Source organism: Pseudarthrobacter sp. L19, from assembly GCF_050859435.1.
Lineage (GTDB): Bacteria > Actinomycetota > Actinomycetes > Actinomycetales > Micrococcaceae > Arthrobacter.
Genome location: NZ_CP193935.1, coordinates 2,139,745 through 2,162,090, shown reverse-complemented (window position 1 = coordinate 2,162,090; position 22,346 = coordinate 2,139,745). Strand labels below are relative to the sequence as shown.

General features: G+C 67.6%; 18 protein-coding genes and 1 pseudogene. 9 read left to right on the top strand and 10 right to left on the bottom strand.

Going from position 1 to position 22,346, the window contains the following annotated elements:
• Positions 1-64 precede the first annotated feature (64 nt).
• From mgrA to glmS, 7 genes and pseudogenes are all read right to left on the bottom strand, one after another.
• On the bottom strand, positions 65-1,102 hold the full coding sequence (gene mgrA / locus ACRQ5B_RS10315; RefSeq protein WP_432393656.1) for an L-glyceraldehyde 3-phosphate reductase: 1,038 nt from the start codon (positions 1,100-1,102) through the stop codon (positions 65-67).
• Positions 1,103-1,123: 21 nt separating this feature from the next.
• Positions 1,124-2,893 carry a malto-oligosyltrehalose trehalohydrolase gene (gene treZ, locus ACRQ5B_RS10310; protein ID WP_432393655.1) on the bottom strand — a complete coding sequence of 590 codons (1,770 nt, stop codon included), beginning with the start codon at positions 2,891-2,893 and terminating at the stop codon, positions 1,124-1,126.
• Positions 2,894-2,931: 38 nt separating this feature from the next.
• Complete coding sequence (gene treY / locus ACRQ5B_RS10305) at positions 2,932-5,256, bottom strand: malto-oligosyltrehalose synthase (RefSeq protein ID WP_432393653.1); 2,325 nt, start codon at positions 5,254-5,256, stop codon at positions 2,932-2,934.
• Positions 5,253-7,493 (bottom strand): glycogen debranching protein GlgX, encoded by a 2,241-nt coding sequence (glgX, locus tag ACRQ5B_RS10300; RefSeq protein ID WP_432393651.1) that lies wholly within the window; start codon positions 7,491-7,493, stop codon positions 5,253-5,255. Before glgX ends, treY begins: the two co-directional genes overlap by 4 nt.
• Positions 7,494-7,583: 90 nt before the next feature.
• A pseudogene (locus ACRQ5B_RS10295) lies at positions 7,584-9,144 on the bottom strand (NAD(P)H-hydrate epimerase).
• A gap of 3 nt (positions 9,145-9,147) precedes the next feature.
• Entirely contained in the window at positions 9,148-9,495 is a 348-nt protein-coding gene (locus ACRQ5B_RS10290; protein ID WP_290255883.1) for a holo-ACP synthase, read from the bottom strand.
• 4 nt (positions 9,496-9,499) lie between these two features.
• Positions 9,500-11,392 (bottom strand): glutamine--fructose-6-phosphate transaminase (isomerizing), encoded by a 1,893-nt coding sequence (gene glmS / locus ACRQ5B_RS10285; protein WP_432393649.1) that lies wholly within the window; start codon positions 11,390-11,392, stop codon positions 9,500-9,502.
• A 113-nt stretch (positions 11,393-11,505) separates the two neighbouring features.
• On the opposite strand from glmS, the gene coaA reads away from it, so the two are divergent.
• Both coaA and ACRQ5B_RS10275 read left to right on the top strand, forming a co-directional pair.
• Entirely contained in the window at positions 11,506-12,471 is a 966-nt protein-coding gene (gene coaA, locus ACRQ5B_RS10280) for a type I pantothenate kinase (protein ID WP_412883728.1), read from the top strand.
• A 14-nt stretch (positions 12,472-12,485) separates the two neighbouring features.
• The gene (locus ACRQ5B_RS10275; protein ID WP_432398737.1) at positions 12,486-13,379 is read left to right on the top strand and encodes a M15 family metallopeptidase; all 894 of its coding nucleotides are present in this window, start codon (positions 12,486-12,488) and stop codon (positions 13,377-13,379) included.
• 36 nt (positions 13,380-13,415) lie between these two features.
• Here ACRQ5B_RS10275 and glmM read toward each other — a convergent pair whose 3' ends face one another.
• The 3 genes from glmM to rplM all read right to left on the bottom strand — a co-directional run bounded on the left by glmM (position 13,416) and on the right by rplM (position 15,875).
• The gene (glmM, locus tag ACRQ5B_RS10270) at positions 13,416-14,777 is read right to left on the bottom strand and encodes a phosphoglucosamine mutase (RefSeq protein ID WP_432393646.1); all 1,362 of its coding nucleotides are present in this window, start codon (positions 14,775-14,777) and stop codon (positions 13,416-13,418) included.
• Between the two features lie 109 nt (positions 14,778-14,886).
• A complete protein-coding gene (gene rpsI / locus ACRQ5B_RS10265) occupies positions 14,887-15,393 on the bottom strand; it encodes a 30S ribosomal protein S9 (RefSeq protein ID WP_056737844.1) in 507 nt (168 codons plus the stop codon).
• A 38-nt stretch (positions 15,394-15,431) separates the two neighbouring features.
• The gene (gene rplM, locus ACRQ5B_RS10260) at positions 15,432-15,875 is read right to left on the bottom strand and encodes a 50S ribosomal protein L13 (RefSeq protein WP_043454696.1); all 444 of its coding nucleotides are present in this window, start codon (positions 15,873-15,875) and stop codon (positions 15,432-15,434) included.
• A gap of 316 nt (positions 15,876-16,191) precedes the next feature.
• Between rplM and ACRQ5B_RS10255 the strand changes: the two genes are divergently transcribed.
• The 7 genes from ACRQ5B_RS10255 (at position 16,192) to ACRQ5B_RS10225 (ending at position 22,346) form a co-directional block, all read left to right on the top strand.
• Complete coding sequence (locus tag ACRQ5B_RS10255; protein ID WP_432393643.1) at positions 16,192-16,869, top strand: prepilin peptidase; 678 nt, start codon at positions 16,192-16,194, stop codon at positions 16,867-16,869.
• 269 nt (positions 16,870-17,138) lie between these two features.
• Complete coding sequence (locus tag ACRQ5B_RS10250) at positions 17,139-17,351, top strand: Flp family type IVb pilin (RefSeq protein WP_432393641.1); 213 nt, start codon at positions 17,139-17,141, stop codon at positions 17,349-17,351.
• Positions 17,352-17,447: 96 nt separating this feature from the next.
• Positions 17,448-17,855 (top strand): TadE/TadG family type IV pilus assembly protein, encoded by a 408-nt coding sequence (locus ACRQ5B_RS10245; RefSeq protein ID WP_432393639.1) that lies wholly within the window; start codon positions 17,448-17,450, stop codon positions 17,853-17,855.
• Positions 17,843-18,871 (top strand): pilus assembly protein TadG-related protein, encoded by a 1,029-nt coding sequence (locus ACRQ5B_RS10240; RefSeq protein ID WP_432393637.1) that lies wholly within the window; start codon positions 17,843-17,845, stop codon positions 18,869-18,871. The genes ACRQ5B_RS10245 and ACRQ5B_RS10240 overlap by 13 nt, the downstream gene beginning before the upstream one ends.
• A 198-nt stretch (positions 18,872-19,069) precedes the next feature.
• Positions 19,070-19,681: an RcpC/CpaB family pilus assembly protein gene (locus tag ACRQ5B_RS10235; protein ID WP_432393635.1), complete on the top strand. Its 612-nt coding sequence runs from the start codon at positions 19,070-19,072 to the stop codon at positions 19,679-19,681.
• Positions 19,678-20,880 carry an AAA family ATPase gene (locus ACRQ5B_RS10230; protein ID WP_432393633.1) on the top strand — a complete coding sequence of 401 codons (1,203 nt, stop codon included), beginning with the start codon at positions 19,678-19,680 and terminating at the stop codon, positions 20,878-20,880. Before ACRQ5B_RS10235 ends, ACRQ5B_RS10230 begins: the two co-directional genes overlap by 4 nt.
• Positions 20,877-22,346: a CpaF family protein gene (locus ACRQ5B_RS10225; RefSeq protein WP_432393632.1), complete on the top strand. Its 1,470-nt coding sequence runs from the start codon at positions 20,877-20,879 to the stop codon at positions 22,344-22,346. The genes ACRQ5B_RS10230 and ACRQ5B_RS10225 overlap by 4 nt, the downstream gene beginning before the upstream one ends.

Genomic DNA, 22,346 nt, shown 5'->3' with positions numbered 1-22,346 from the left:
CTAGTCAACGGTGCCACGGGCGGGGTTTGTTCCCGTCCGCGGCACCGTTTCGATAACGGACCGGTTACTTCTGGGCCCAGAGGTTGATGTCGGACTCGACGGCGAACTCGTCGATGGCGTCCAGTTCCTCGGCGCTGAAGTCCAGCTTGTTAATCGCGGCGAGGCTGTCCTCGAGCTGCCGGACGCTGGAGGCCCCGACGAGCGCGGAGGTGACCGGGGCGCCCTTGCGCTGGTCGCGCAGGATCCAGGCGATGGCCATCTGGGCCAGGGTCTGGCCGCGGCCCTCGGCGATCCGGCTGAGCCCGCGGACGCGGTCCAGGTTCTCCTCGCTGATCATGTCCGTGTCCAGCGACTTGTGCTGGGCGGCGCGGGAGTCCTCGGGAACCCCGTTGAGGTAGCGGTCGGTGAGCATGCCCTGGGCCAGGGGTGAGAACGCGATGGACCCGGCCCCCACCTGCTCCAGCGCCTCGTGCAGGCTCGGGCTGCCGTTCTCGGTCCAGCGGTTCAGCATCGAGTAGCTGGGCTGGTGGATCAGCAGGGGCGTACCGAGGTCCTTCAGGATGCGGGCCGCCTCCAGGGTCTGTTCCGGGGTGTAGGAGGAGATGCCGGCGTAAAGGGCCTTCCCGGAGCGGACCGCCTGGTCCAGGGCGCCCATGGTTTCCTCCAGCGGGGTCTCCGGGTCCGGGCGGTGGCTGTAGAAGATGTCCACGTAGTCCAGGCCCATCCGTCCCAGGGACTGGTCCAGGCTGGCCAGCAGGTATTTGCGGGAGCCCCAGTTGCCGTAGGGGCCGGGCCACATGTCGTAGCCGGCCTTGCTGGAGATGATCAGCTCGTCGCGGTACGGGGCGAAGTCGTCGCGGAAGTGCCGGCCGAAGTTGGTTTCGGCGCTGCCGTAGGGCGGGCCGTAGTTGTTGGCCAGGTCGAAGTGCGTGACGCCCAGGTCGAAGGCGCGGCGCAGGATGGCCCGCTGCACCTCGAAGGGCTTGTCGTCGCCGAAGTTGTGCCACAGGCCCAGTGAGATGGCCGGCAGTTTCAGGCCGCTGCGCCCGACCCGGCGGTAGGGCATCGTGTCGTAGCGGTTTTCCGCTGCGGTGTAGGTCATGGGCTTCCTTCCGTTCTGACGTTAGGACCGGGACGCGAGGATGCCGGCGCTGTGGCCGGGCAGGCTCAACGTCCCGCCTTCGAGGGCGACGGCGTCGTCCGTGGCGAGCCGCAGAGATGACCCGGCGACCGGCACGGTCCGGGCCTCGGCGGAGAAGTTCAGGGCGACCTCGGTACCGCCGCGGCGCAGCAGCAGCCAGCCTTCGTCCTCGCTGAAGTCGACGGCGGTGTCCGCGAACCCGCCGTCGGTGAGGTCCGGCGTCGAGCGTCGCAGGGCGATGAGTTCCCGGTAGAGGGCCAGGAGCCGGGCGTGGTCTCCCTCGGAGGCCTCGGCCCAGTTCAGCTTGGAGCGGGTGAACGTCTCCGGGTCCTGGGGGTCGGGGACGACGTCGGGGTCCCAGCCCATGCGTTCGAATTCCTTGATCCGGCCCTCGGCGGTGGCCTTGCCCAGTTCCGGTTCCGGGTGGGAGGTGAAGAACTGCCAGGGCGTGCTGGCGCCGTATTCCTCGCCCATGAACAGCATCGGGGTGAACGGGCCGGTGAGGGTGGCGACGGCGGCCAGGGCCAGCTGCCCGTAGCCCAGGGTCTGGGAGAGCCTGTCGCCGGTGGCCCGGTTGCCGATCTGGTCGTGGTTCTGGTTGCAGACCACTAGCGCGGCGGGGTGGACCAGGCCGGTGTTGATCGGCCGGCCGTGGTGCCGTTCGCGGAAGCTGGAGTAACTGCCGTCGTGGAAGAAGCCCTTCTCCAGCACCTTCGCCAGTGCGCCCAGGGAGCCGAAGTCCTCGTAGTAGCCGGTGGTTTCGCCGCTGACGTTGACGTGCACGGCGTGGTGGAAGTCGTCGCTCCACTGACCGGCCAGGCCGTAGCCGTTCGCGTCCCGGGGGTACAGCAGGCGCGGGTTGTTCAGGTCGGACTCGGCGATCATGGTGGCGGGCCGGCCGGTTTCGGCGGCGACGGCGTCGGCGAGCGCGCCGAAGTCCTCCAGCAAATGGACGGCGCGTTCGTCCTTGAAGGCGTGCACGGCGTCGAGCCGGAGGCCGTCGACGTGGTAGTCGCGCAGCCACATGGCGGCGTTGTCCAGGATGTAGGAGCGGACGACGTCGGAGCCGGGGCCGTCGAGGTTGACCGAATCGCCCCAGGTGTTGCCCTCGCCGGACTTCAGGTACGGGCCGAACCGGGGCAGGTAGTTGCCGCTGGGGCCGAGGTGGTTGTAGACCACGTCCTGGATGACGCCCAGTCCGGCGGCGTGGGCGTCATCGACGAAGCGCTGGTAGGCGGCGGGCCCGCCGTAGCCCTCGTGCACGGTGTACCAGAGGACGCCGTCGTAGCCCCAGTTGTGGGTGCCGTTGAAGCCGTTGACCGGCAGCAGTTCGACGAAGTCCACGCCGAGGTCGGCGAGGTAATCCAGTTTTCCGGCGGCGGCGTCGAGGGTTCCCTCGGGGGTGAAGGTGCCCAGGTGCAGCTCATAAATGACACTGCCCTGCAGTTTCCGGCCGGACCAGCCGGCGTCGGCCCACCGGTGGGCGCGGGGGTTGAAAGTCCGGGACAGGGAATGCACGCCCTCGGGCTGCCGGCGGGAGCGCGGGTCCGGCAGCGGGCTGTCGTCGCCGTCGAGGAGGTAGCCGTAGTCGACGTCGTCGCCGGCGGGCGCGTCCGCCGCCGTCCACCAGCCCTCGGGGCCGGAGGTCGCCTGGGTCATGGGGTAGCGCTGGCCGTCGGCGAGCAGGACGACGTCCTTCGCCTCCGGCGCCCAGATGTCGAAGCGCGCGGATCCGCCTGTGGGCAGTGTCATTGTAGTTCCCCCTGGGTTGGCGTCGGTCTGTGAAGGGCTCATGCGGTCGGGGCGAGGAGGGCCACCGGGAAGTGGCGGAGGAGGTCCCCCACCGCCACGGAGCCCGGCTCGAAGAACCGGCCGGTGAGCTGGTCGGTCATCGCCACGGCGAGCTCGAGGGCCGTGTCCTGCCAGCCGCCGCGCTGCTCCAGCCCGTGGGGCAGTCGGGTCGCGACGGTGACGGCGCCCGGGGCGTCCTGTCCGCGGTCGAAGGCGACGACGTGGCCGGCGGCGTGACCGGTGGCCTGCAACGGCGTGTAACCGGTGAAGAGGTCCTGCCGGTCGCGGCGCAGGCGCAGGGCCCGGGAGGTGACCAGGAGTTTGGCGTCGTCGTCGCGGTAGGAGTCCGGCAGTTCCCCGGCGTCCAGCCGCGCCAGGGCGGCCCGGCGGGCGCCGAAGTCGAACGGACGCCGGTTGTCCGGGTCGGTCAGCGACCGGTCCCAGAACTCGGTGCCCTGGTACACGTCCGGGACGCCGGGCATGGTGAGCTGGACGAGCTTTGCGCCGAGCGCGTTGACCGCGCCCCGCGGGTCCAGCCATTCGACCAGTGAGTCCAGCTCGGCGCGGACGGCCGGGTTGTCGAAGGCGGCGTCGACGGCGGCGGTCAGCTTAACCTCGAACTCCTCGTTCGGGTCCAGCCAGTCGGTGGAGTTCCCCGCTTCCCGGGCGGCCTTCTGCGCGTAGGACTGCAACCGGTCCCGGTCCGCCGGCCAGACTCCGGCGATGGCCTGCCAGAGCAGGTTCGCCAGCGGGCCATCGGGCAGCGGGGCGAGCTGCTGCAGCCGTCCCAGGGACGCGCTCCATTCGGCGGGGCACTCGGCGAGCACCGTGATCCGGGCGCGGGTGTCCTCGCTGCGCTTGGTGTCGTGGGTGCTGAGAGTCGTCATGGAGAGCGGCAGGCGCTCCTGCCGGCGCGTCATCCGGGTGTGGAAGTCGTCCACGGAGATTGCGAATTCGGTGGGGTCCGCACCGACCTCGGTGAGGGTGCCCAGGCGGGTGTAGCGGAAGAAGGCCGTGTCCTCGACGCCCTTCGCCATCACCATGCCGGAGGTCTGCTGGAAGCGGCGGCCCAGTTCCTCACCGGCGTCGGGGCCGGCCTTCAGGAGCAGCGGCAGCAGGGTGCGGACGGCGTCCTTGAGCTCCGGGCGGCGCTCGACGGCGAGATCGCACGCTTCCTTCAGCACGTCCTCCCCCTCGGGCAGGTAGCTGCGGTAGACCGGGAAGGCGGCAATGATCTCGGAAAGTGCGTCCGCCGCGGCGTCGACTCCCAGGCCCGCGTCCGACGGGACCAGCCGGGCGAGGCGGAGCATCTCGGAGTGCAGGATGCCGTCGGTGATCCGCCGCTTGGTGCCGCGGATCATGTCTTCGTAGTCGGGGACCCGGCCGTCGCGCAGGGACGCGTCCAGTGCGTCCAGGCGGGCCTGGCCGGCCGGGTCGACGAAGAGACGGTCCACGTCGGCGAGTGCGTCGTAGCCGGTGGTCCCCTCGGCTTCGAACCCGGCGGGCAGTTCCTCGCCCGGCTCAAGGATCTTTTCGATCAGCAGGTACGCCCCGCCGGTGGCCTCGCGGAGCCGGTGCAGGTAGCCGCCCGGGTCGGCCAGGCCGTCCGGGTGGTCGATGCGGAGGCCGTCCACCAGGTCCTCGCGGAACCAGCGGACAATCTCCTCGTGCGCCTCATCGAAGACCTTCGGGTCCTCGACCTTGATTCCGGCGAGGGTGTTGACCGCGAAGAACCGGCGGTAGTTCAGCTCGTTGTCGGCGCGGCGCCAGCCCACCAGTTCGTAGTGCTGCCGGTCGTGCACCGCGCGGGGGTCATCGCCCTCTGTGTAGGTGCCTTCGGCGAGGGGGAACCGGTGGTCGTAGTACCGGAGTTCGCCGTCGCGGACCTCCAGGGCGTCGACGTCGGTGTCCTCACCGAGGACGGGGATGCGGATGCGTCCGCCGCCGAAGTCCCAGTCGACGTCGAACGCCGGGGCGTACGGCGACTGGCGGCCTTCCTTGAGCAGGGACCACCACCACGGGTTCTGGACCGGGGTGGCAACGCCGACGTGGTTGGGCACGATGTCCACCAGCACGCCCACGCCGGCCTCGCGGGCGGCGCGGGAGACAGCGGCGAGGCCCTCGGGTCCGCCGCGGTCGGGGTCGACGCTGGAGGGGTCGGTGACGTCGTACCCGTGGTCCGATCCCTTCTCCGCGGTCAGGATGGGTGAGAGGTAGATCCAGTCGACGCCGAGTGACGTCAGGTACGGGACCTGGGCGGCGGCGTCCTGCAGGGTGAAGCCGGACCGGATTTGCAGCCGGTACGTGGAAATCGGTGTTTTCATGCCTGGGTGGCCTTCGCTTCGCTCTCGTCGGCGGCCTTGGTCTGGGCCTGAACCATCTCTTCCTGGGCTTCCTCGTCGGCGGCGCGGGCGGCCAGCGACGCGGCGGCGGAGTAGTCGACCTCCACCTCGGGGCCGGAGTAGGCACGCAGCACCACCATGGACTTGGCGGCGAGGGTCAGGGTGGTCCCGGCCTTCAGCGGCTCGTAGTCGTCGGCCTGGGCTGCGGTGTCGATGAGGACCTCCCAGTTCGGGGAGTACTCGTCCGGCGGCAGGACGAAGTCGACGCCGTCGTCGTGGGCGTTGAAGGCCATGAGGAAGCTGTCGTCCGTGATGCGCCGGCCGCGGGAGTCCTGTTCCTGGATGCCGTGGCCGTTGAGGAACACACCGATGGTCCGGCCGAAGCCGCTCCCCCAGTCCTCCGGGAGCATGCCCGTGCCGTCGGTCTTGAGCCAGACGATGTCCGGCAGCTTCTCACCCTCACCGCGGACCACCGGGCGGCCGTCAAAGAAGCGGCTGCGGCGGAAGGTCGGGTGGTCGTGGCGGAGCTTGTTCACGAAGGCGGTGAATTCCACCAGCGGCTGGTCCATCGCCTCCCAGTGGACCCAGCTGAGCTCGGAGTCCTGGCAGTAGGTGTTGTTGTTGCCCTGCTGGGTGCGGCCGAGTTCGTCGCCGTGCAACAGCATGGGGACGCCTTGGGAGAGCAGCAGGGTGGCGATGAAGTTGCGCTGCTGGCGGGCGCGCAGTGCCAGTACGGTCTCGTCGTCGGTGTCACCCTCGATGCCGCAGTTCCAGGAGCGGTTGTGGGACTCGCCGTCGTTGTTGCCCTCGCCGTTGGCCTCGTTGTGCTTCTCGTTGTAGGACACGAGGTCCCGCATGGTGAAGCCGTCGTGGGCGGTGACGAAGTTGATGGAGGCCACCGGCCGGCGGGCGGAGCTCTCGTAGAGGTCCGCGGAGCCGGTCAGCCGGGACGCGAATTCGCCCAGCGTGGAGGGTTCGCCACGCCAGAAGTCGCGCACGGTGTCCCGGTATTTGCCGTTCCATTCGGTCCACTGCGGCGGGAAGTTGCCCACCTGGTAGCCGCCGGGGCCGACGTCCCAGGGCTCGGCGATGAGCTTAACCTGCGAGACGATTGGGTCCTGCTGGATGAGTTCGAAGAAGGTGGAGAGCTTGTCGACGTCATAGAACTCGCGGGCCAGGGTGGAGGCGAGGTCGAAGCGGAAGCCGTCGACGTGCATCTCGGTGACCCAATAGCGCAGCGAGTCCATCAGCAGCTGCAGCGAGTGCGGGTGTCGGACGTTCAAGGAGTTACCGGTGCCGGTGTAGTCCATGTAGTGCTTGAGGTCGCCATCAACCAGGCGGTAGTAGGCCTGGTTGTCGATGCCCTTGAAGGACAGCGTGGGGCCCAGGTGGTTGCCTTCAGCGGTGTGGTTGTAGACCACGTCGAGGATGACCTCGATGCCGGCGCGGTGCAGGTCCCGGACCATGGCCTTGAATTCCTGGACCTGGTGCCCGCTGTCGCCGGCGGAGCTGTAGGTGTTCTGCGGGGCGAAGAAGCCGATGGTGTTGTAGCCCCAGTAGTTGTTCAGGCCCTTCTCCACCAGCGTGCCGTCGTTGACGAACTGGTGAACGGGCATGAGCTCGATGGCGGTCACGCCGAGCTTCTTGAGGTGTTCGACGACGGCGGGGTGCGCCACGCCGGCGTAGGTGCCGCGCTGCTCCTCGGGGATCTCCGGGTGGAGCTCCGTCAGGCCCTTCACGTGCGCCTCATAGATGACCGACTCGTGGTACGGCACGCGCAGCTGGCGGTCGCCGTCCCATTCGAAGTAGGGGTTGATGACGACGCCGTGCATGGTGTGCGGCGCGGAGTCGGCGTCATTGGTGGAATCCGGGTCGCCGAATTCGTAGGAGAAAAGGGCCGGTTCCCAGTCGATCTGGCCCTTGATGGCCTTGGCGTAGGGGTCCAGGAGGAGTTTGTTCGGGTTGAACCGGTTGCCGTTGGCCGGGTCGTAGGGGCCGTGGACGCGGAAACCGTAGCGCTGGCCCGGCTGGACCATGGGCAGGTAGCAGTGCCAGACGTAGCCGTCCACCTCGGTGAGTTCGATCCGCGTCTCGGTGAGGTCGTCGGCCAGAAGGCAGAGCTCCACCCGCTCAGCCTGTTCGCTGAACAGTGCAAAATTGGTGCCGGTGCCGTCGAACGTGGCACCCAACGGGTATGCCGTACCGGGCCAAACTTCCATGTGTACTCCTCGTGCGATGCGGACTATCTCTAGACAGACTACTTGTAAGCAGGGTTACTAAATTACCAAGGCGCGGCGGGGTCGGTTGTGTTACAGCGCGGCCATGACCTCCGGGAGCGTGCGGGCGATATCGGTGGCCGTAATGGGGCCTCCGCGGCTGGCGAGTGTCCCGGCCCGGCCGTGCAGGCTTGCGGCCATGGCGCCGACGGCGGCCCAGCGGTCCGCGGCCGGGATTCCGGCGGCCGCGAAGTGGCCCGGATCGTCAGCCAGCTGGGCCATCAAGGCGCCCAGGATGCCGCCCAGCACATCGCCGCTGCCCGCCGTGGCCATCCAGGGGTGGCCTCGGCCTGGCTGAATACCGCGCCGGACGGGGCCGCCACCAGCGTGGTCGCCCCTTGAGCAGCACCGTCGCGCCTGTCAGGGACACGGCGTGCCGTGCGCTGGCCAGCGGCGCGGCCTCGACAGCGGTGCGTTCCCCGTCGGCGCCGTAGCGGGTCAGGAGGGTGGCCAGTTCGCCGGCGTGGGGTGTCAGCACCGTCTGCCCGGTCAGCTCATGGGGCAGGACGGGAAGGGCCCCGGCGTCGGCCACGACCGGCAGCCCGGCGGCGGCCGCGGCCCGGACCCGGTCAAGCTGCTCCCCGGCGCCGTCGTCGAGTCCCGAGCCGAGGAGCCAGGCCTGGACCCGCACGTCGGTGTCCTGGCCGCAGACCACCTCGGGGCAGGCCTGCCGGACCAGGTCGGCGACCGCCGGCGGCCCGACGTAGCGGACCATGCCGACGCCGGCGGCGAGGGCGCCGCGGCAGGCGAGAACGGCGGCTCCGGGGTACCGCTCCGAGCCCGCGACCACGCCGAGGACGCCGCGGGAGTATTTCTGTGCCCGGCGGGTCGGGTGCGGCAGGAGCGCCGCCAGGTCGGGGCCCTGGAGCCGGCGCAGCGCCGGGGCACCGAGGCCGTGCTCAACGCCGATGGGTATGGTCACGATCCGGCCGACGTGGTCCGCGCCGGGGTCGGCCAGGAGACCGGCCTTGGCGGCGCCGAACGTCACGGTCAGGTGGGCGGACAGGACTGTGCCGTGCGCTTCGCCCGTGTCCGCGTCGATGCCGCTGGGGATGTCGCAGGCGACCACGAGGGCTCCGGTGCCGGGCGCCAGCCTCCGGTCCCGCTGGTTCCTGATCTCACCGGCCAGCAGCTCGAGGAAGCGCGCCGTCGGACCCTGCAGGCCGCCGCGGGCGCCGGTGCCGAGGATGGCGTCGATGACGATGTCCGAACCGGCGGCCCGGCGCGCCAGCCCGGCGGCTGCCCCGCCGGAGTCCGGCTGGGCGATGGACCGGCCGCCGGCGGCGTGGAAGGCGGACAGGCCCTCCGGGTGGGCGTCGCCGGCGGTGAGTACCGCCGTCGTCCTCATGCCGCGGCGGGCCAACAGTGCCGCGGCGAAGAGACCGTCCCCGCCGTTGTTGCCCTTGCCCGTGAGGACGGTGACACTGGCCCCGTAGAGGCGGCGCCCGCGGCCCCGCAGCTCCCGCACCACAGCGTTGGCCAATCCGTAGGCGGCCCTATGCATGAGAACAGCGCCCATACCAGGGTCCGCAGCTGCGTCCAGGAACCGCCTTTCGACGTCCCGGATGTGCGTTCCGGTATAGGCGCTGATCATGGCTTAGCCTTCGGCGATCACCGTGGCGGTGGCGATCCCGCCGTCGTGGCTGATGGACAGGTGCCAGCGCTTGACGCCCTTGGACTGGGCCACGGCCAGCACGGTGCCCTTGACCTGCACCGTGGGGCCGTTCTGGTCCAGGCCGATCCAGCAGTCCTGCCAGTTCATGCCGGCCGGGGCGCCCAGGACCTTGGCAACGGCTTCCTTGGCGGCAAAACGGGCCGCCAGGGAGCGGGTATTGAGCTCACGCTCGGCCGGGACAAACAGCCTGTCCCGCAACCCGGGAGTGCGCTCCAGTTGCCGTCCGAACCGCTCGATGTCTACGACGTCTACGCCAATGCCTACGATCATGCGGCTATTCTACGGTCACGCTCTTGGCGAGGTTCCGCGGCTGGTCCACGTCGTAGCCCTTGGCGCTGGCGAGGGCCAGGGCGAAGATCTGCAGCGGGACGGTGGTCAGCAGCGGTGCCAGCAGGGTGGGGCTTTCCGGGATGTAGATGACGTGCTCGGCGAAGGCCTTGACCGCTTCGTCGCCCTCTTCGGCGATGACGATCGTCTTCGCACCGCGGGCACGGACTTCCTGGATGTTGGAGACCACCTTGGCGTGCAGGGAGTCGCGGCCGCGCGGGGACGGGACCACCACGAACACCGGCTGACCCTCTTCGATCAGGGCGATCGGGCCGTGCTTGAGCTCGCCGGCGGCGAAGCCCTCGGCGTGGATGTAGGCAAGCTCCTTGAGCTTGAGGGCACCCTCCATGGCGACAGGGAACCCGACGTGGCGGCCCAGGAACAGCACGGACTTGGCATCCGCCATGGATTCGCCAAGCTCCTTGATCTGCGCGTCATTGTCGAGGATGGACTGGACTTTCTCCGGGATCTTGCCCAGGTCGGAGAGGATGTCCTTGATCTCGCCCTGGAACTTGTTACCGCGCAGCTGGGCGAGGTAGAGGCCCAGCAGGTAGGCGGCGGTGATCTGGGCGAGGAAGGCCTTCGTGGAGGCGACGGCGATTTCCGGGCCGGCGTGCGTGTAGAGCACGGCGTCGGATTCGCGCGGGATGGTGGAGCCGTTGGTGTTGCAGATGGCAACCGTCTTGGCGCCCTGTTCCTTGGCGTAGCGGACCGCCATGAGGGTGTCCATGGTCTCGCCGGACTGGGAGATCGAGACGATCAGGGTCTGGGCGTCCACGATCGGGTCGCGGTAGCGGAACTCGTGCGAGAGTTCGACCTCCGTGGGGATCCGGCACCAGCGCTCAATGGCGTACTTGGCGACCTGGCCGGCGTAAGCGGACGTACCGCAGGCGAGCACGATGATCTTGTCGACGCTCTTGAGCAGCTCGGGGTCGATGCGCAGCTCGTCGAGGGTCAGCTTGCCGTCGACGTCGGAGCGGCCCAGCAGGGTCTGCAGCACGGCGTCGGGCTGATCGTGGATTTCCTTCTCCATGAAGGACGGGAAGCCGCCCTTCTCCGCGGAGGCCGGGTCCCAGTTGACGTGGTATTCCTTGCCCTCGGCGGGGGCACCGTAGAAGTCGGTGATCTCCACGGAGTCGGCGGTGATGGTGACGATCTGGTCCTGGCCGAGTTCCACCGCGCGGCGGGTGTAGTCGATGAAGCCGGAGACGTCGGAACCGAGGAAGTTCTCGCCCTCGCCCAGGCCTACCACCAGCGGGGAGTTGCGCCGGGCGGCCACGACGACGTCGGGCTGGTCGGCGTGGATGGCGAGCAGCGTGAACGCGCCCTCGAGCCGCTGGCAGGCGAGCTGCATGGCCTTGGTCAGGCCGCCGTTGGCGTTGTCGCCCCCGAGCTGGTTGCGGTAGATGTCGCCGAGCAGGGCGGCCGCGACCTCAGTGTCCGTCTCGGACTGGAAGGTCACGCCCTTTTCCAGCAGTTCCTGCTTGAGTTCGGCGAAGTTCTCGATAATGCCGTTGTGGATCAGCGCCAGCTTGCCGCCGTCGGAGAGGTGCGGGTGGGCGTTCTGGTCGGTCGGACCGCCGTGCGTGGCCCACCGGGTGTGGCCAATGCCGGTGGTCGCATCCGGCAGCGGGTTGGCCTCGAGTTCGGCGATGAGGTTGCTGAGCTTGCCGGACTTCTTCCGCGAGGAGATCGCGCCATCGGCGACCACCGCGATGCCCGCGGAGTCGTATCCGCGGTACTCCAGCCGGCGCAGGCCTTCGAGGACAACGTCCAGGGCCTGGTGCTCAGTACTTGTCTGGCCACCCGGGCGGCCTACATATCCAACGATTCCACACATGCACCCAAGCCTATCTGGTTTTGGCGCTGCGTTATGGATCGCTACGTCCGGAAGGCCCGCCGCCACGGCGCGCGCATTTCGCTCTGGGCGCCTGCGAGGGCAGAATCTCTAGGGTGACTTCGCAACGCAACGATGCGAACGGCGAGGGCGTCTCCCCGTTCGTGGAGCTGGACCGGCAAACCTGGTCCCGGCTCGCTGCCCAAATGGAGCAGCCCCTCAACGAAGAGGACGTCCTCCGGCTCCGCGGCCTCGGCGACCCGCTGGACATGCGGGAAGTCCGCGAGGTGTACCTCCCGCTTTCCCGGCTGCTGCACCTCTATGTTGAGGCCGCCAATCAGCTGCACGCGGCCACCACCACGTTTCTGGGTGAGACGACCCGCCGCACCCCCTTCGTGATCGGCGTCGCCGGCTCGGTGGCCGTGGGCAAGTCCACCATTGCCCGTGTGCTGCGGGAAATGCTGCGCCGCTGGCCCGGCACGCCCAATGTGGAACTCATCACGACGGACGGCTTCCTCTATCCCCTTGCCGAGCTAAAGCGGCGACAACTGCTGGACCGCAAGGGATTCCCGGAGTCCTACGACCGCCGCGGCCTCCTGCGTTTTGTCAGCGAGGTCAAGGGCGGAGCGGAGGAAGTCCGGGCCCCGTGGTACTCGCACGTCACCTACGACATCGTCCCCGGCAAGGAAGTGGTGGTCCGCCGGCCGGACGTGCTGATCGTGGAGGGCCTGAACGTCCTCGCCCCCGCCCGCCCGCGCTATGACGGCCGCCAGGGCCTGGCACTGAGCGACTTCTTCGACTTCTCGATCTACGTGGACGCCAAGACCTCCTACATCGAGGAATGGTACGTGGACCGGTTCCGCAAGCTGCGCACCACCGCGTTCGCCCAGCCGGAGTCCTACTTCCACCGGTACGCCACGCTCTCCGACGCCGAGGCCGAGGAGACGGCCCGTGGGATCTGGAAGCGGATCAACGAGCCGAACCTGGTGGAAAACGTCCTCCCGACCCGGGGCCGGGCACAGCTGGTGCTCACGAAGGATGCTGACCACTCGATCCGCCGCATGTTGCTCCGCAAGGTCTAGCACGGGTGGGCTATATACCGGGCGAAGATGGGCTTGAGGGGCTTTTCAGCCGCCGGCGCTTCGGCGGCCTTCTGGCTGCGGCTGCCGTCCCAGTAACCGCCGCCGCCCTGACAGCCTGCGAGCCCTCCGTCCGATCCTCGCCGTCGGCGTCCGGCACGGGCGTGCCATCAACACCGGCTACCACCCCGGTCAGCTCCTCCCCGGAAACGACGCCGACGGCGACGCCCTCGGCAAGTCCGGAGCCCACCACACCGTCGGCGACCGCCCCGGCACCATCGTCGCCTGCGGCTTCCGCGCCCGGGCCGCAGCACTCCCTGACAGATCCCGCCAGCCCGTGGGTGGTGGTCAACAAGCACCGGCCGCTCTCCCCCGCGACCTTCATCCCGCCGGATCTGGTTCAGCCCGCGGTCCGCTTGGCGGTGTCCGGCGAGGCCGCCCTCCTGAACAGCACGACGGCGGCTGCAGCGGAGCGGATGTTCGCCGCGGCCGCAACGGCCGGCGTGGTGATGACCCTGGCCAGCGGGTACCGATCCTTTGTCACCCAGACCTCGACCTACAACGGCTACGTCGCGACCCGGGGACAAGCGGAGGCGGACACCGCATCGGCCCGGCCGGGCTTCTCCGAGCACCAGACGGGCTGGTCGTTTGATATTGGCGACGGCGGGGGCGCCTGCAGCTTCCAGCCGTGCTTCGCAGAGCAACCCGCGGCCGTCTGGGCGAAGGCCAACGCCCACCGCTTCGGCTTCATCGTTCGATATCCATGGATGTACCACGAGACCACCGGCTACTACTACGAGTCCTGGCACCTGCGCTACATCGGAGTGGAGGCCGCCGGCGACATGGCCGCCAGGGGTGTCCCCACGTTGGAGGAATACTTCGGCCTGGAAGCCGCGCCGGCCTACCTCTGATCGAGGCAGGCCGACGAAATCTGCTCCGCGTGGTCGTTAGTCGCCGGCCAGCGCCAGTGCGAGCTCGGTCCGAACCACCTCGGCCAATTCCCCGGCCACCCGTTCTGCGGTTTCATGGTCCCCTGCTTCGACCATGACGCGAACCACCGGCTCGGTACCCGAGGGACGCAGCAGCACCCGGCCCGTGTCGCCCAGCGCGGCCTCGGCAGCTTCCACGGCAGCGGCGACGGCCGCGTCGCCATTGACCCGGCTGCGGTCGACGTCGCGGACGTTGATCAGCACCTGGGGAAGCTTGGTCATGACCGTGGCGAGGTCCTTGAGTGGACGCCCCGTCAAGGCCACCTGCGCGGCAAGTTGGAGGCCGGTGAGGACACCGTCGCCCGTGGTGGCGTGATCGGCGAAAATGACGTGGCCGGACTGTTCACCACCCAGGCTGAACCCGCCGTCGCGCATGGCTTCAAGGACGTACCGGTCCCCCACACCCGTTTCCTTCAGCTCGATGCCGGCGCCGCGGAGGGCCAGCTTGAGGCCGAGGTTGCTCATGACCGTGGCCACCAGGACATCGTCCTTGAGTTTCCCGGCGTCCTTGAGGGCCAGGGCGAGGATCGCCATGATCTGGTCGCCGTCGACTTCGGTGCCCTCATGGTCAACGGCCAGGCAGCGGTCCGCGTCGCCGTCGTGCGCGATGCCGAGGTCTGCCCCGTGCGCCACGACGGCAGCCTTGAGCGGGGAGAGGTGGGTGGATCCGACGCCGTCGTTGATGTTGATGCCGTCCGGCTCAGCGCCGATGGTGATGACTTCGGCGCCGGCGGTCTTGAACACCTCGGGTGAGCAGCCGCTGGCCGCGCCATGGGCGCAGTCCACGACAACCTTGAGTCCCTCGAGGCGGTGCGGAAGCGTGCCGAGCAGGTGAACGATGTAGCGGTCCTCGGCGTCGGAGAAGCGCTGGATACGGCCTACGTCGGCGCCCACCGGACGGAGCGGCTCTTCGGAGAGTCGGGCTTCGATCGCGTCCTCGACGTCGTCGGGGAGCTTCTGGCCGCCGCGGGCGAAGAACTTGATGCCGTTATCCGGCGCCGGATTGTGCGACGCGGAAATCATTACGCCGAAGTCGGCGTTGAGGTCCGCCACCAGATAGGCGGCCGCCGGGGTTGGGAGGACACCGGCGTCGTAAACGTCGATGCCGGAGCTGGACAGCCCCGCCTCCACGGCGGCGGCGATGAACTCGCCGCTGGCCCGCGGGTCACGTGCCACGACGGCGCGCGGCCGCCCCTGGCCCGTGTTGCGGTCGTGCCCGAGCACGACGGCGGCGGCCTGTGCCAGCTGCATCGCCAGTTCCGCGGTCAACAGGCCATTGGCAAGGCCCCGGACACCATCTGTTCCAAATAATCTAGACATCGTGTCTGAGTTTAGTCGATGGGCCGGGACCGTGCCGCCCCCGTCCGGAGCCAACAACGACGGAAGCCCGCCCCGCGCGTGCGGGACGGGCTTCCAAAGCAGGCGCCGTTTAGCGCTTGGAGTACTGCTGAGCCTTACGGGCCTTCTTGAGACCGGCCTTCTTACGCTCGATGACGCGGGCATCACGGGTGAGGTAGCCAGCCTTCTTCAGGGTGGCGCGGTTGTTCTCGACGTCGATCTCGTTCAGCGAACGGGCGATGCCGAGGCGCAGTGCACCGGCCTGGCCGGAGGGGCCACCGCCGTGGATGCGGGCGATGACGTCGTAGGCGCCTTCGAGATCGAGGATCTTGAAGGGCTCGTTGACGTCCTGCTGGTGCAGCTTGTTCGGGAAGTAGTTCGACAGCTCGCGGCCGTTGATGGTCCACTTGCCGGAGCCCGGCACGACGCGAACGCGTGCAACGGCTTCCTTGCGGCGGCCAACAGCTGCGCCAGCGACGGTCAGTGCCGGACGTTCCTTCTTCGGAGCGGCTGCATCAGCAGCGCCGCTCTCCGAGGTGTAGCTGGTCAGGTTTTCCTCAGCCTCGACGGCTTCGGTGGTCTCTTCGTTCTGAGCCACGGTTCTCCTTGTATTAATAAGTTGTTTGGTGGCCAGGACTACTGGGCGACCTGGGTAATTTCGAAAGTCTTGGGCTGCTGGGCGGCGTGCGGGTGCTCCGCACCGCGGTAAACCTTCAGCTTGCCCAGCTGCTGAGCAGCAAGGGAGTTCTTCGGGAGCATGCCCTTGATGGCCTTCTCCACGGCGCGGACCGGGTTGGTCTCCAGCAGCTCCGCGTAGTTGACGGAGGTCAGGCCGCCCGGGTAGCCGGAGTGGCGGTAAGCGCGCTTCTGCTCCAGCTTGGCGCCGGTCAGGGCAACCTTCTCAGCGTTGATGATGATGACGAAGTCGCCCATGTCCATGTGGGACGCAAAGGTGGCCTTGTGCTTGCCGCGCAGCAGGATTGCGGTCTGGCTGGCAAGACGACCAAGGACAACGTCGGTGGCGTCAATGACGTGCCACTGGCGGTTGATATCGCCGGGCTTCGGGGTGTACGTACGCACGGTGTTTGCCTCGTTCTTGTTCTGGCGTTCTTGTTTTAGGCGTCACGCGGGGTGAACCTACTATCTATGCGCTACCGGAACAGAGGTGAGGGCTCTATGTAACCAGTCATCCTGTGGTCTCGAATGTGCACGCGGAGTAGTTATCCTGCAACCGGATTCTCAGCGGGCACGCACCATCGAGATAGGACACGCACAACGACTACTTAGATTAGCGGAAGCCGTGGGCATGGGTCAAAATGAACTGTCCGCCGCCCGCAGGCCTGCAGTGGCGCAGAACCGGGCGGCACCAGCGCCGCACTTGATACCAGGAGGCCCCGTGACCGCTCCCACCCTGGCCGGGGCGGAAGACCTCCCGGCGGCCGGCGCGGCACTCTTTATCCTGGCGATCGCCGTTGCGGGTGTCGCGCTCGACTTCGCAGCCCGGGCCGCCTCCAGACGCGCACTTCCGCAGTACGCCGCTTCGTCACCGCGCCGGGCCTGGCCGGCGACGGCCGCAGGGCTGCTCTGCGGCGCACTGGCCTGGCATTTCGGCCCCGCACCGGAATTACCCGCCTATCTTTTTCTGGCAATTGCCGCGGTGGAATTGACGCGAATTGATTTTACTTTCCATATCCTTCCCAACCGACTTGTGGGCCCACTCCTGGGCATCGGCCTTGTGCTTCTGACAGGCGCAGCGACTAGCTCCGGCGAGTGGCAGGCATTGCTCCGGGGCCTCATCGGCCTCGTCATCCTCTTCGTTTGCTACTTCATCTTGGCTCTCACCAGTCCCAACGGCATCGGAATGGGCGACGTAAAGCTGTCTGCGCCCCTCGGGCTGTACTTGGGATACCTAGGCTGGCCCCAGTTGTTCTACGGGGGCGCCCTGGGCTTTGTCGCCGGCGGGGTTGCCGCGGCGCTTCTCGTGGCCCGGAACCGCGAAAACAAGCCGAAGGAAGTCGCCTTCGGGCCATCCATGCTCGCGGCCGCCCTGGCCGTCATCCTTTTCCCCGCCTGAGTCGCCGGCGCCCTCCGAACATTCGCCTGATAAGTAAGCGAACTTATCAAACCAAGTAGTCGCCGCTTCGGGCCGAACACGACTGAGTACAGATCGCCTGCCACCCGCGTAATAACGCTCTTTTACCGCGGGAAGTCGAGTAGTTGAAATCATTGCCGGGCCGATATTTGCCGTGCCATTGTGGTCGCATCGACGCTCCACCGAATAGCAAATGGGGGATTTTGCCGGAGCTTCGTCAATATCAAAAACTCTGGAAAAGGATTAAAACAATGACTGGTCTCATGGTCTCAATGCTCTCCCTCATCGCCGGCGTCAAGAACAAGTTCGAATCCGAAAAGGGTGCCACCGCGACGGAATACTCGCTCCTCATTGCGTTCGTAGCCTTCGCGATCATCGTCGGCGCCACGCTCTTCGGCGGCGCCCTGAGCGCCTGGTTCGGCCGCCTCGCCACCCAGGTTGCCGGCTGGGCCACCCACCCCTAGCGCACTCGGTCCCAGCACCATCTCCTGTGCCGCGTCCGCGCCACGCGGGCGCGGCACAGTCCACATCTTCCGCTGCATCTATCCCTGGGGGATCCTATGAAGCGCAGCAACCAGCCTTCGCATGCCTCGAAGCCGTCCGTACGCGAACGCGGGGCCGCCGCCGTCGAGTTCGCCCTCGTCGCGCCGATCCTGCTGACCCTGGTCGGCGGGATCGTGGAGTTCTCCTACACCTATAACCTCCAGATCTCCGTTACGCAGGCGGCCCGCGAGGCGGCCCGGACCATGGCGATCTTCAATGACCCTGCCCGCGCTCAGACGGCGGCCGTGGCCGGAGCCCCAGGTCTCAACCCTGCGGGTTTCAGCTACACCTTTACGGGGGCATGCCCCACCGGCGGGACCGGAAATGCCCAGGTGGCCTTGAGTTACACCGCCAACTCCCTGACCGGAATCTTCGGAGGTTCCGTCACTGTCCGTGGGACGGGGGCCATGCGATGCCACGGTTGAGGACGCCTCCACCACAGGGCGGGAATCGGGAGCGCGGGGCCGCCGGCGTCATGGTGGCCCTGTTGATGCTGGTCCTGATCGGCGCAGGCTCCCTGGCCGTCGACACCGGGGAAATCTATGCCGAGCGGGCCCAGTTGCAGAACGCGGCAGACGCTGGCGCGCTCGCCGTCGCACAGCGCTGCCACGCCGCCGGATCCTGCTCCGTCAGCCAGGCTCTGACCTGGGCGCGGGAGCTCGCCGGCCCAAACGCGAACGACGGGGTCTCCGCCGTAGATTCCGTCGACCTCTCCGTGGCGGGTCAGGTCACGGTGGTCACTTCTACGCTGGGAACGGACGGGGCGGGCTACCTAACGAAGATGTTTGCTAGCGCCCTCAACGCCGGGCCGGCAACTGTCCGGGCGGCCGCTACCGCATCCTGGGCGCCGATGACGAGCGGCTCCGGATTTCCGCTCGCAATTTCCAACAGTTGCTTCAACCTCTCCACTGCCGTTGCAACCGGAGAGGTACAGAAGATTTCCTACAAGCCCGGCGGAACGTGCACCGGCCCCTCCGGCACCCAGATTCCCGGCGGATGGGGATGGCTCGACCGGAGCACACCATGCGTCGCCGTCACTACCACCGGCAGCAACCGGGCGGGATCCGATCCGGGAAACAATCCGCCGACTGACTGCGACTCCGTGCTTGGCGGCTGGATAACCACCATCCTCGCGGGCGGCGACGTCAAAGTAGCTTTTCCTGTCTTCGACGATGTGGGTAACCAGGGGCAGAACGGCTACTTCCACGTGATCGGCTACGCCACTTTCAAGATGTGGGGCTGGAAATTCGGCAACAACCACAACTACGAATTCAGAAACGACGCGGGCGACCCGAACATGACGAGTGCCCTTGCCTGCAGCGGCGGCAACAACCGCTGCATCATCGGCCAATTTGTGAAGTTCGAAACTATCGATTCATCCGGCGCAATTTCCGGCGGCGGAGCTGACTTGGGAACCGTCGACATAAAACTCATTCGATAAAAATTTTTAAGGAGTTAAAATGAGAACACGCCTGCTGGGGGGCATTGCGGCTCTACTCGTTGCCATCATTGGCACAATCCTTTTGGTCTCATATGTTCAGAATGCCGACAAACGCGCTATTGCCGGAACGGAAACAGAGTCCGTGTACGTCGTGCAAAAGCAATTCCCGCCGGAACCGCGGCGGACAAGGTCGCCGGCATGGTCGCCAAGAAAGACGTTCCGAAGCTGGCGGTGGCGGACAACACCATCACCGATCTCTCCTCCCTGGGGTCGAAAGTTACGGCCGTGACCCTGCAACCCGGAGAGCAGCTGCTGTCCAGCCGGATGGTGGACGAAACGTCGTTCCTCGGCCCGTCCCGGGTCCAGGTACCTGCCGGTCTGCAGGAGATCACTCTCAAGCTGCCCATCGAACGCGTGGCGGGCGGCATCCTGAAGGCCGGCGACACGGTCGGTGTCTTCCTCTCACTGGATTCGACGGGCACGGGCACCGACGGCGCCGCCGGAGCCAAGCTGAGCCGCACCCAGCAGACCTTCCACAAGGTCCTGGTCACCGCGGCACAGTACAGCGACGGTGCGGCGACCCAGTCCGGGGCATCCGCGGACACGGGCGGCGCCAGCCAGGTCTCGTCGACGACGACGTCGAAGTCCTCCGGCGACGCCAGCTACCTCATCACCCTGGCGCGGAACAGCGCCGACGCTGAACGCATCGTCTTCGCGGCGGAGTTCGGCAAGATCTACCTGTCCAAGGAACCCTCGGATTCCCCGGACGCCGGAACCGGCACGGTGGATGCGGCAGGGCTGTTCAAATGAGCCGCTTCGTCCTGATCACCCCCAATTCGGAATTCGAACGCCTGGTCCGTCTGGCCGTCAGCGGAATGCACGGCGAGCTGCACGTCTTCAAGGCGGACTACCTGCCCGAGGGTCCGGCCGACATGCTGAAGCAGCTGGTCGGCGAACCACCGGAGGTTCTCATCCTGGGACCGGGCGTTCCGGTGCCGGACTCGCTGAAACTCGCGTCCGTGATGGATCTGCAGTACCCCGAGATCAGCGTCGTGCTGGCCTGCACGGCCGAACATGAGACCGTGGTCCAGGCCATGCGCGCCGGCGTCCGCGACCTCCTCGACCCCGACGCGGATCCGGACACCATCAGGGTCATGCTGGAGCGGGCAAGCCTCGCCGCCGCGGGCCGGCGCCGGGGGCTGGGACCGCAGGCCACGGAGCACGCAGACCACGGCCCCGGTCGCGTGATTGCCGTGATGTCGCCCAAGGGCGGCGTCGGCAAGACGACGGTGGCCACCAACCTCGCCGTCGGGCTGGGCAAGAGCGCCCCGATGAGCGTGGTGGTGGTTGACCTGGACCTCCAGTTCGGCGACGTGGCCAGCGGGTTGCTGCTGGAACCGGAGTTCACCATCACCGACGCCGTCGCGGGCGCGGCCAGCCAGGACTCCATGGTCCTCAAGACCTACCTCACGGTCCACCCGGCCGGAATCTACGCGCTCTGCGCCCCGCGGACGCCGATCGAGATGGACCGCATCACCGCGGCCCACGTCAGCCACCTGCTCGAGCAACTGCGGCAGGAATTCCGCTACATCGTGGTCGACACCGCGCCGGGCCTGGGCGAGCACGTACTGGCCACGTTGGAGCAGGCAACTGACGCAGTCTGGATCTGCGGGATGGACGTCCCCAGCATCCGGGGACTGCGGACCGGGTTCCAGATCCTCGACGAGTTGAACCTGGTGCCGGCCCACCGGCACATCGTCCTCAACATGGCAGACCGCCGCGCAGGTCTCTCACTCAAGGACGTCGAGGCAACCATCGGGGCACCCGTCGACGTCGTCCTCCCCCGCTCACGCACCCTGCCGTTCTCCACCAACAAGGGCGTCCCCATCCTCCAGGACAACAGCCGGGACGCGGCACTCAAGGGCCTTCGGCGCCTGGTCGACCGGTTCAAGCCGGACTGGGACGCCCGGCCGCACAAGCAACTCCACAGAAGGGCGGTAGTCCAGTGAGCCTCGCGGACCGGTACCAGCAACTGCGCGGGGGCCCCGAGCCCACCGAAGCGAACAAGCCAGACGACGACGTTTTCGCCGCCCGCAACGCGCCGGCCACCCTCGGCCGGATCCTCGAGGCCAAGACAGCCGCGGATGCGCAGCTCCCGTCCGAAGAGCTCCAGCAGACGGCGACGGTGGCCAGCGATGCGCTCAACGCGCTCAAGGAACGGGCCAGCGTGTCGCTCTTCGAACGGTTGGGCTCCCGCATCACGGATTCCTCGGTGGACGAGGCCGAGCTGCACCAGTCGGTCAAGGAAGAGCTCAAGGCCGTCGTCGAAGAGGAGCAAATTCCCCTCTCCGCAGCAGAACGCCAGCGGCTGATCCGGGACATCACCGACGACGTGCTGGGACATGGACCCATCCAGCGCTATCTGGACGACCCGACCGTCACCGAGGTGATGGTCAACCGGTTCGATCAGATCTACGTGGAACGCCAAGGACGCCTGCAGCTCACCGACGCGAAGTTCACTTCCGACGAGGCACTGCGCCGGGTGATCGAGCGGATCGTCTCCAACGTTGGCCGCCGCATCGATGAGTCGTCCCCCCTGGTGGATGCCCGCCTCTCCGACGGGTCACGTGTCAACGCCATCATCCCGCCCCTCGCGGTCAGCGGGCCGGCCCTGACAATCCGCAAGTTCGGCAGGGACCCCCTGACGGTGCACGACCTGGTCACCATGGGCAGCCTGTCGCCCGAGATGGCCGAACTGCTGCTAGCGTGCGTTCAGGCACGGCTGAACATCATCGTCTCCGGCGGTACCGGCACCGGCAAGACCACCCTGTTGAACGTGCTCTCTTCCTTCATCCCGAGCACGGACCGGATCGTCACTATCGAGGACGCTGTGGAACTGCAGCTGCAGCAGGACCACGTGGTCCGGCTGGAGAGTCGTCCGCCCAACATTGAGGGCAAGGGCGAGATCTCCATCCGAGACCTGGTCCGCAACTCGCTGCGCATGCGGCCGGACCGGATCGTGGTTGGCGAGGTCCGCGGCGGCGAATCACTGGACATGCTGCAGGCCATGAACACCGGCCACGACGGGTCCATCTCCACCGTCCACGCCAACTCGCCGCGGGACGCTATCGCCCGGCTGGAAACCCTCGTGCTGATGGCCGGGATGGACCTGCCACTGCGGGCCATCCGCGAACAGGTCGCCTCCGCGGTGAACCTGATCGTGCACATCACCCGCCTCCGTGACGGCTCGCGCCGGGTCACGCACATCACCGAGGTCCAGGGGATGGAGGGCGAGGTCGTCACACTCCAGGACGCCTTCGTCTTCGACTACGCTGCCGGGGTCGACGGCAACGGCCGCTTCCTGGGCCGGACCATCCCCACCGGCGTCCGCCCCCGCTTCACGGACCGCTTCGCCGAGCTGGGGATTCCGATCTCGCCAGCGGTCTTCGGCGCCGCAGCGATGAGGGGGCGGTAA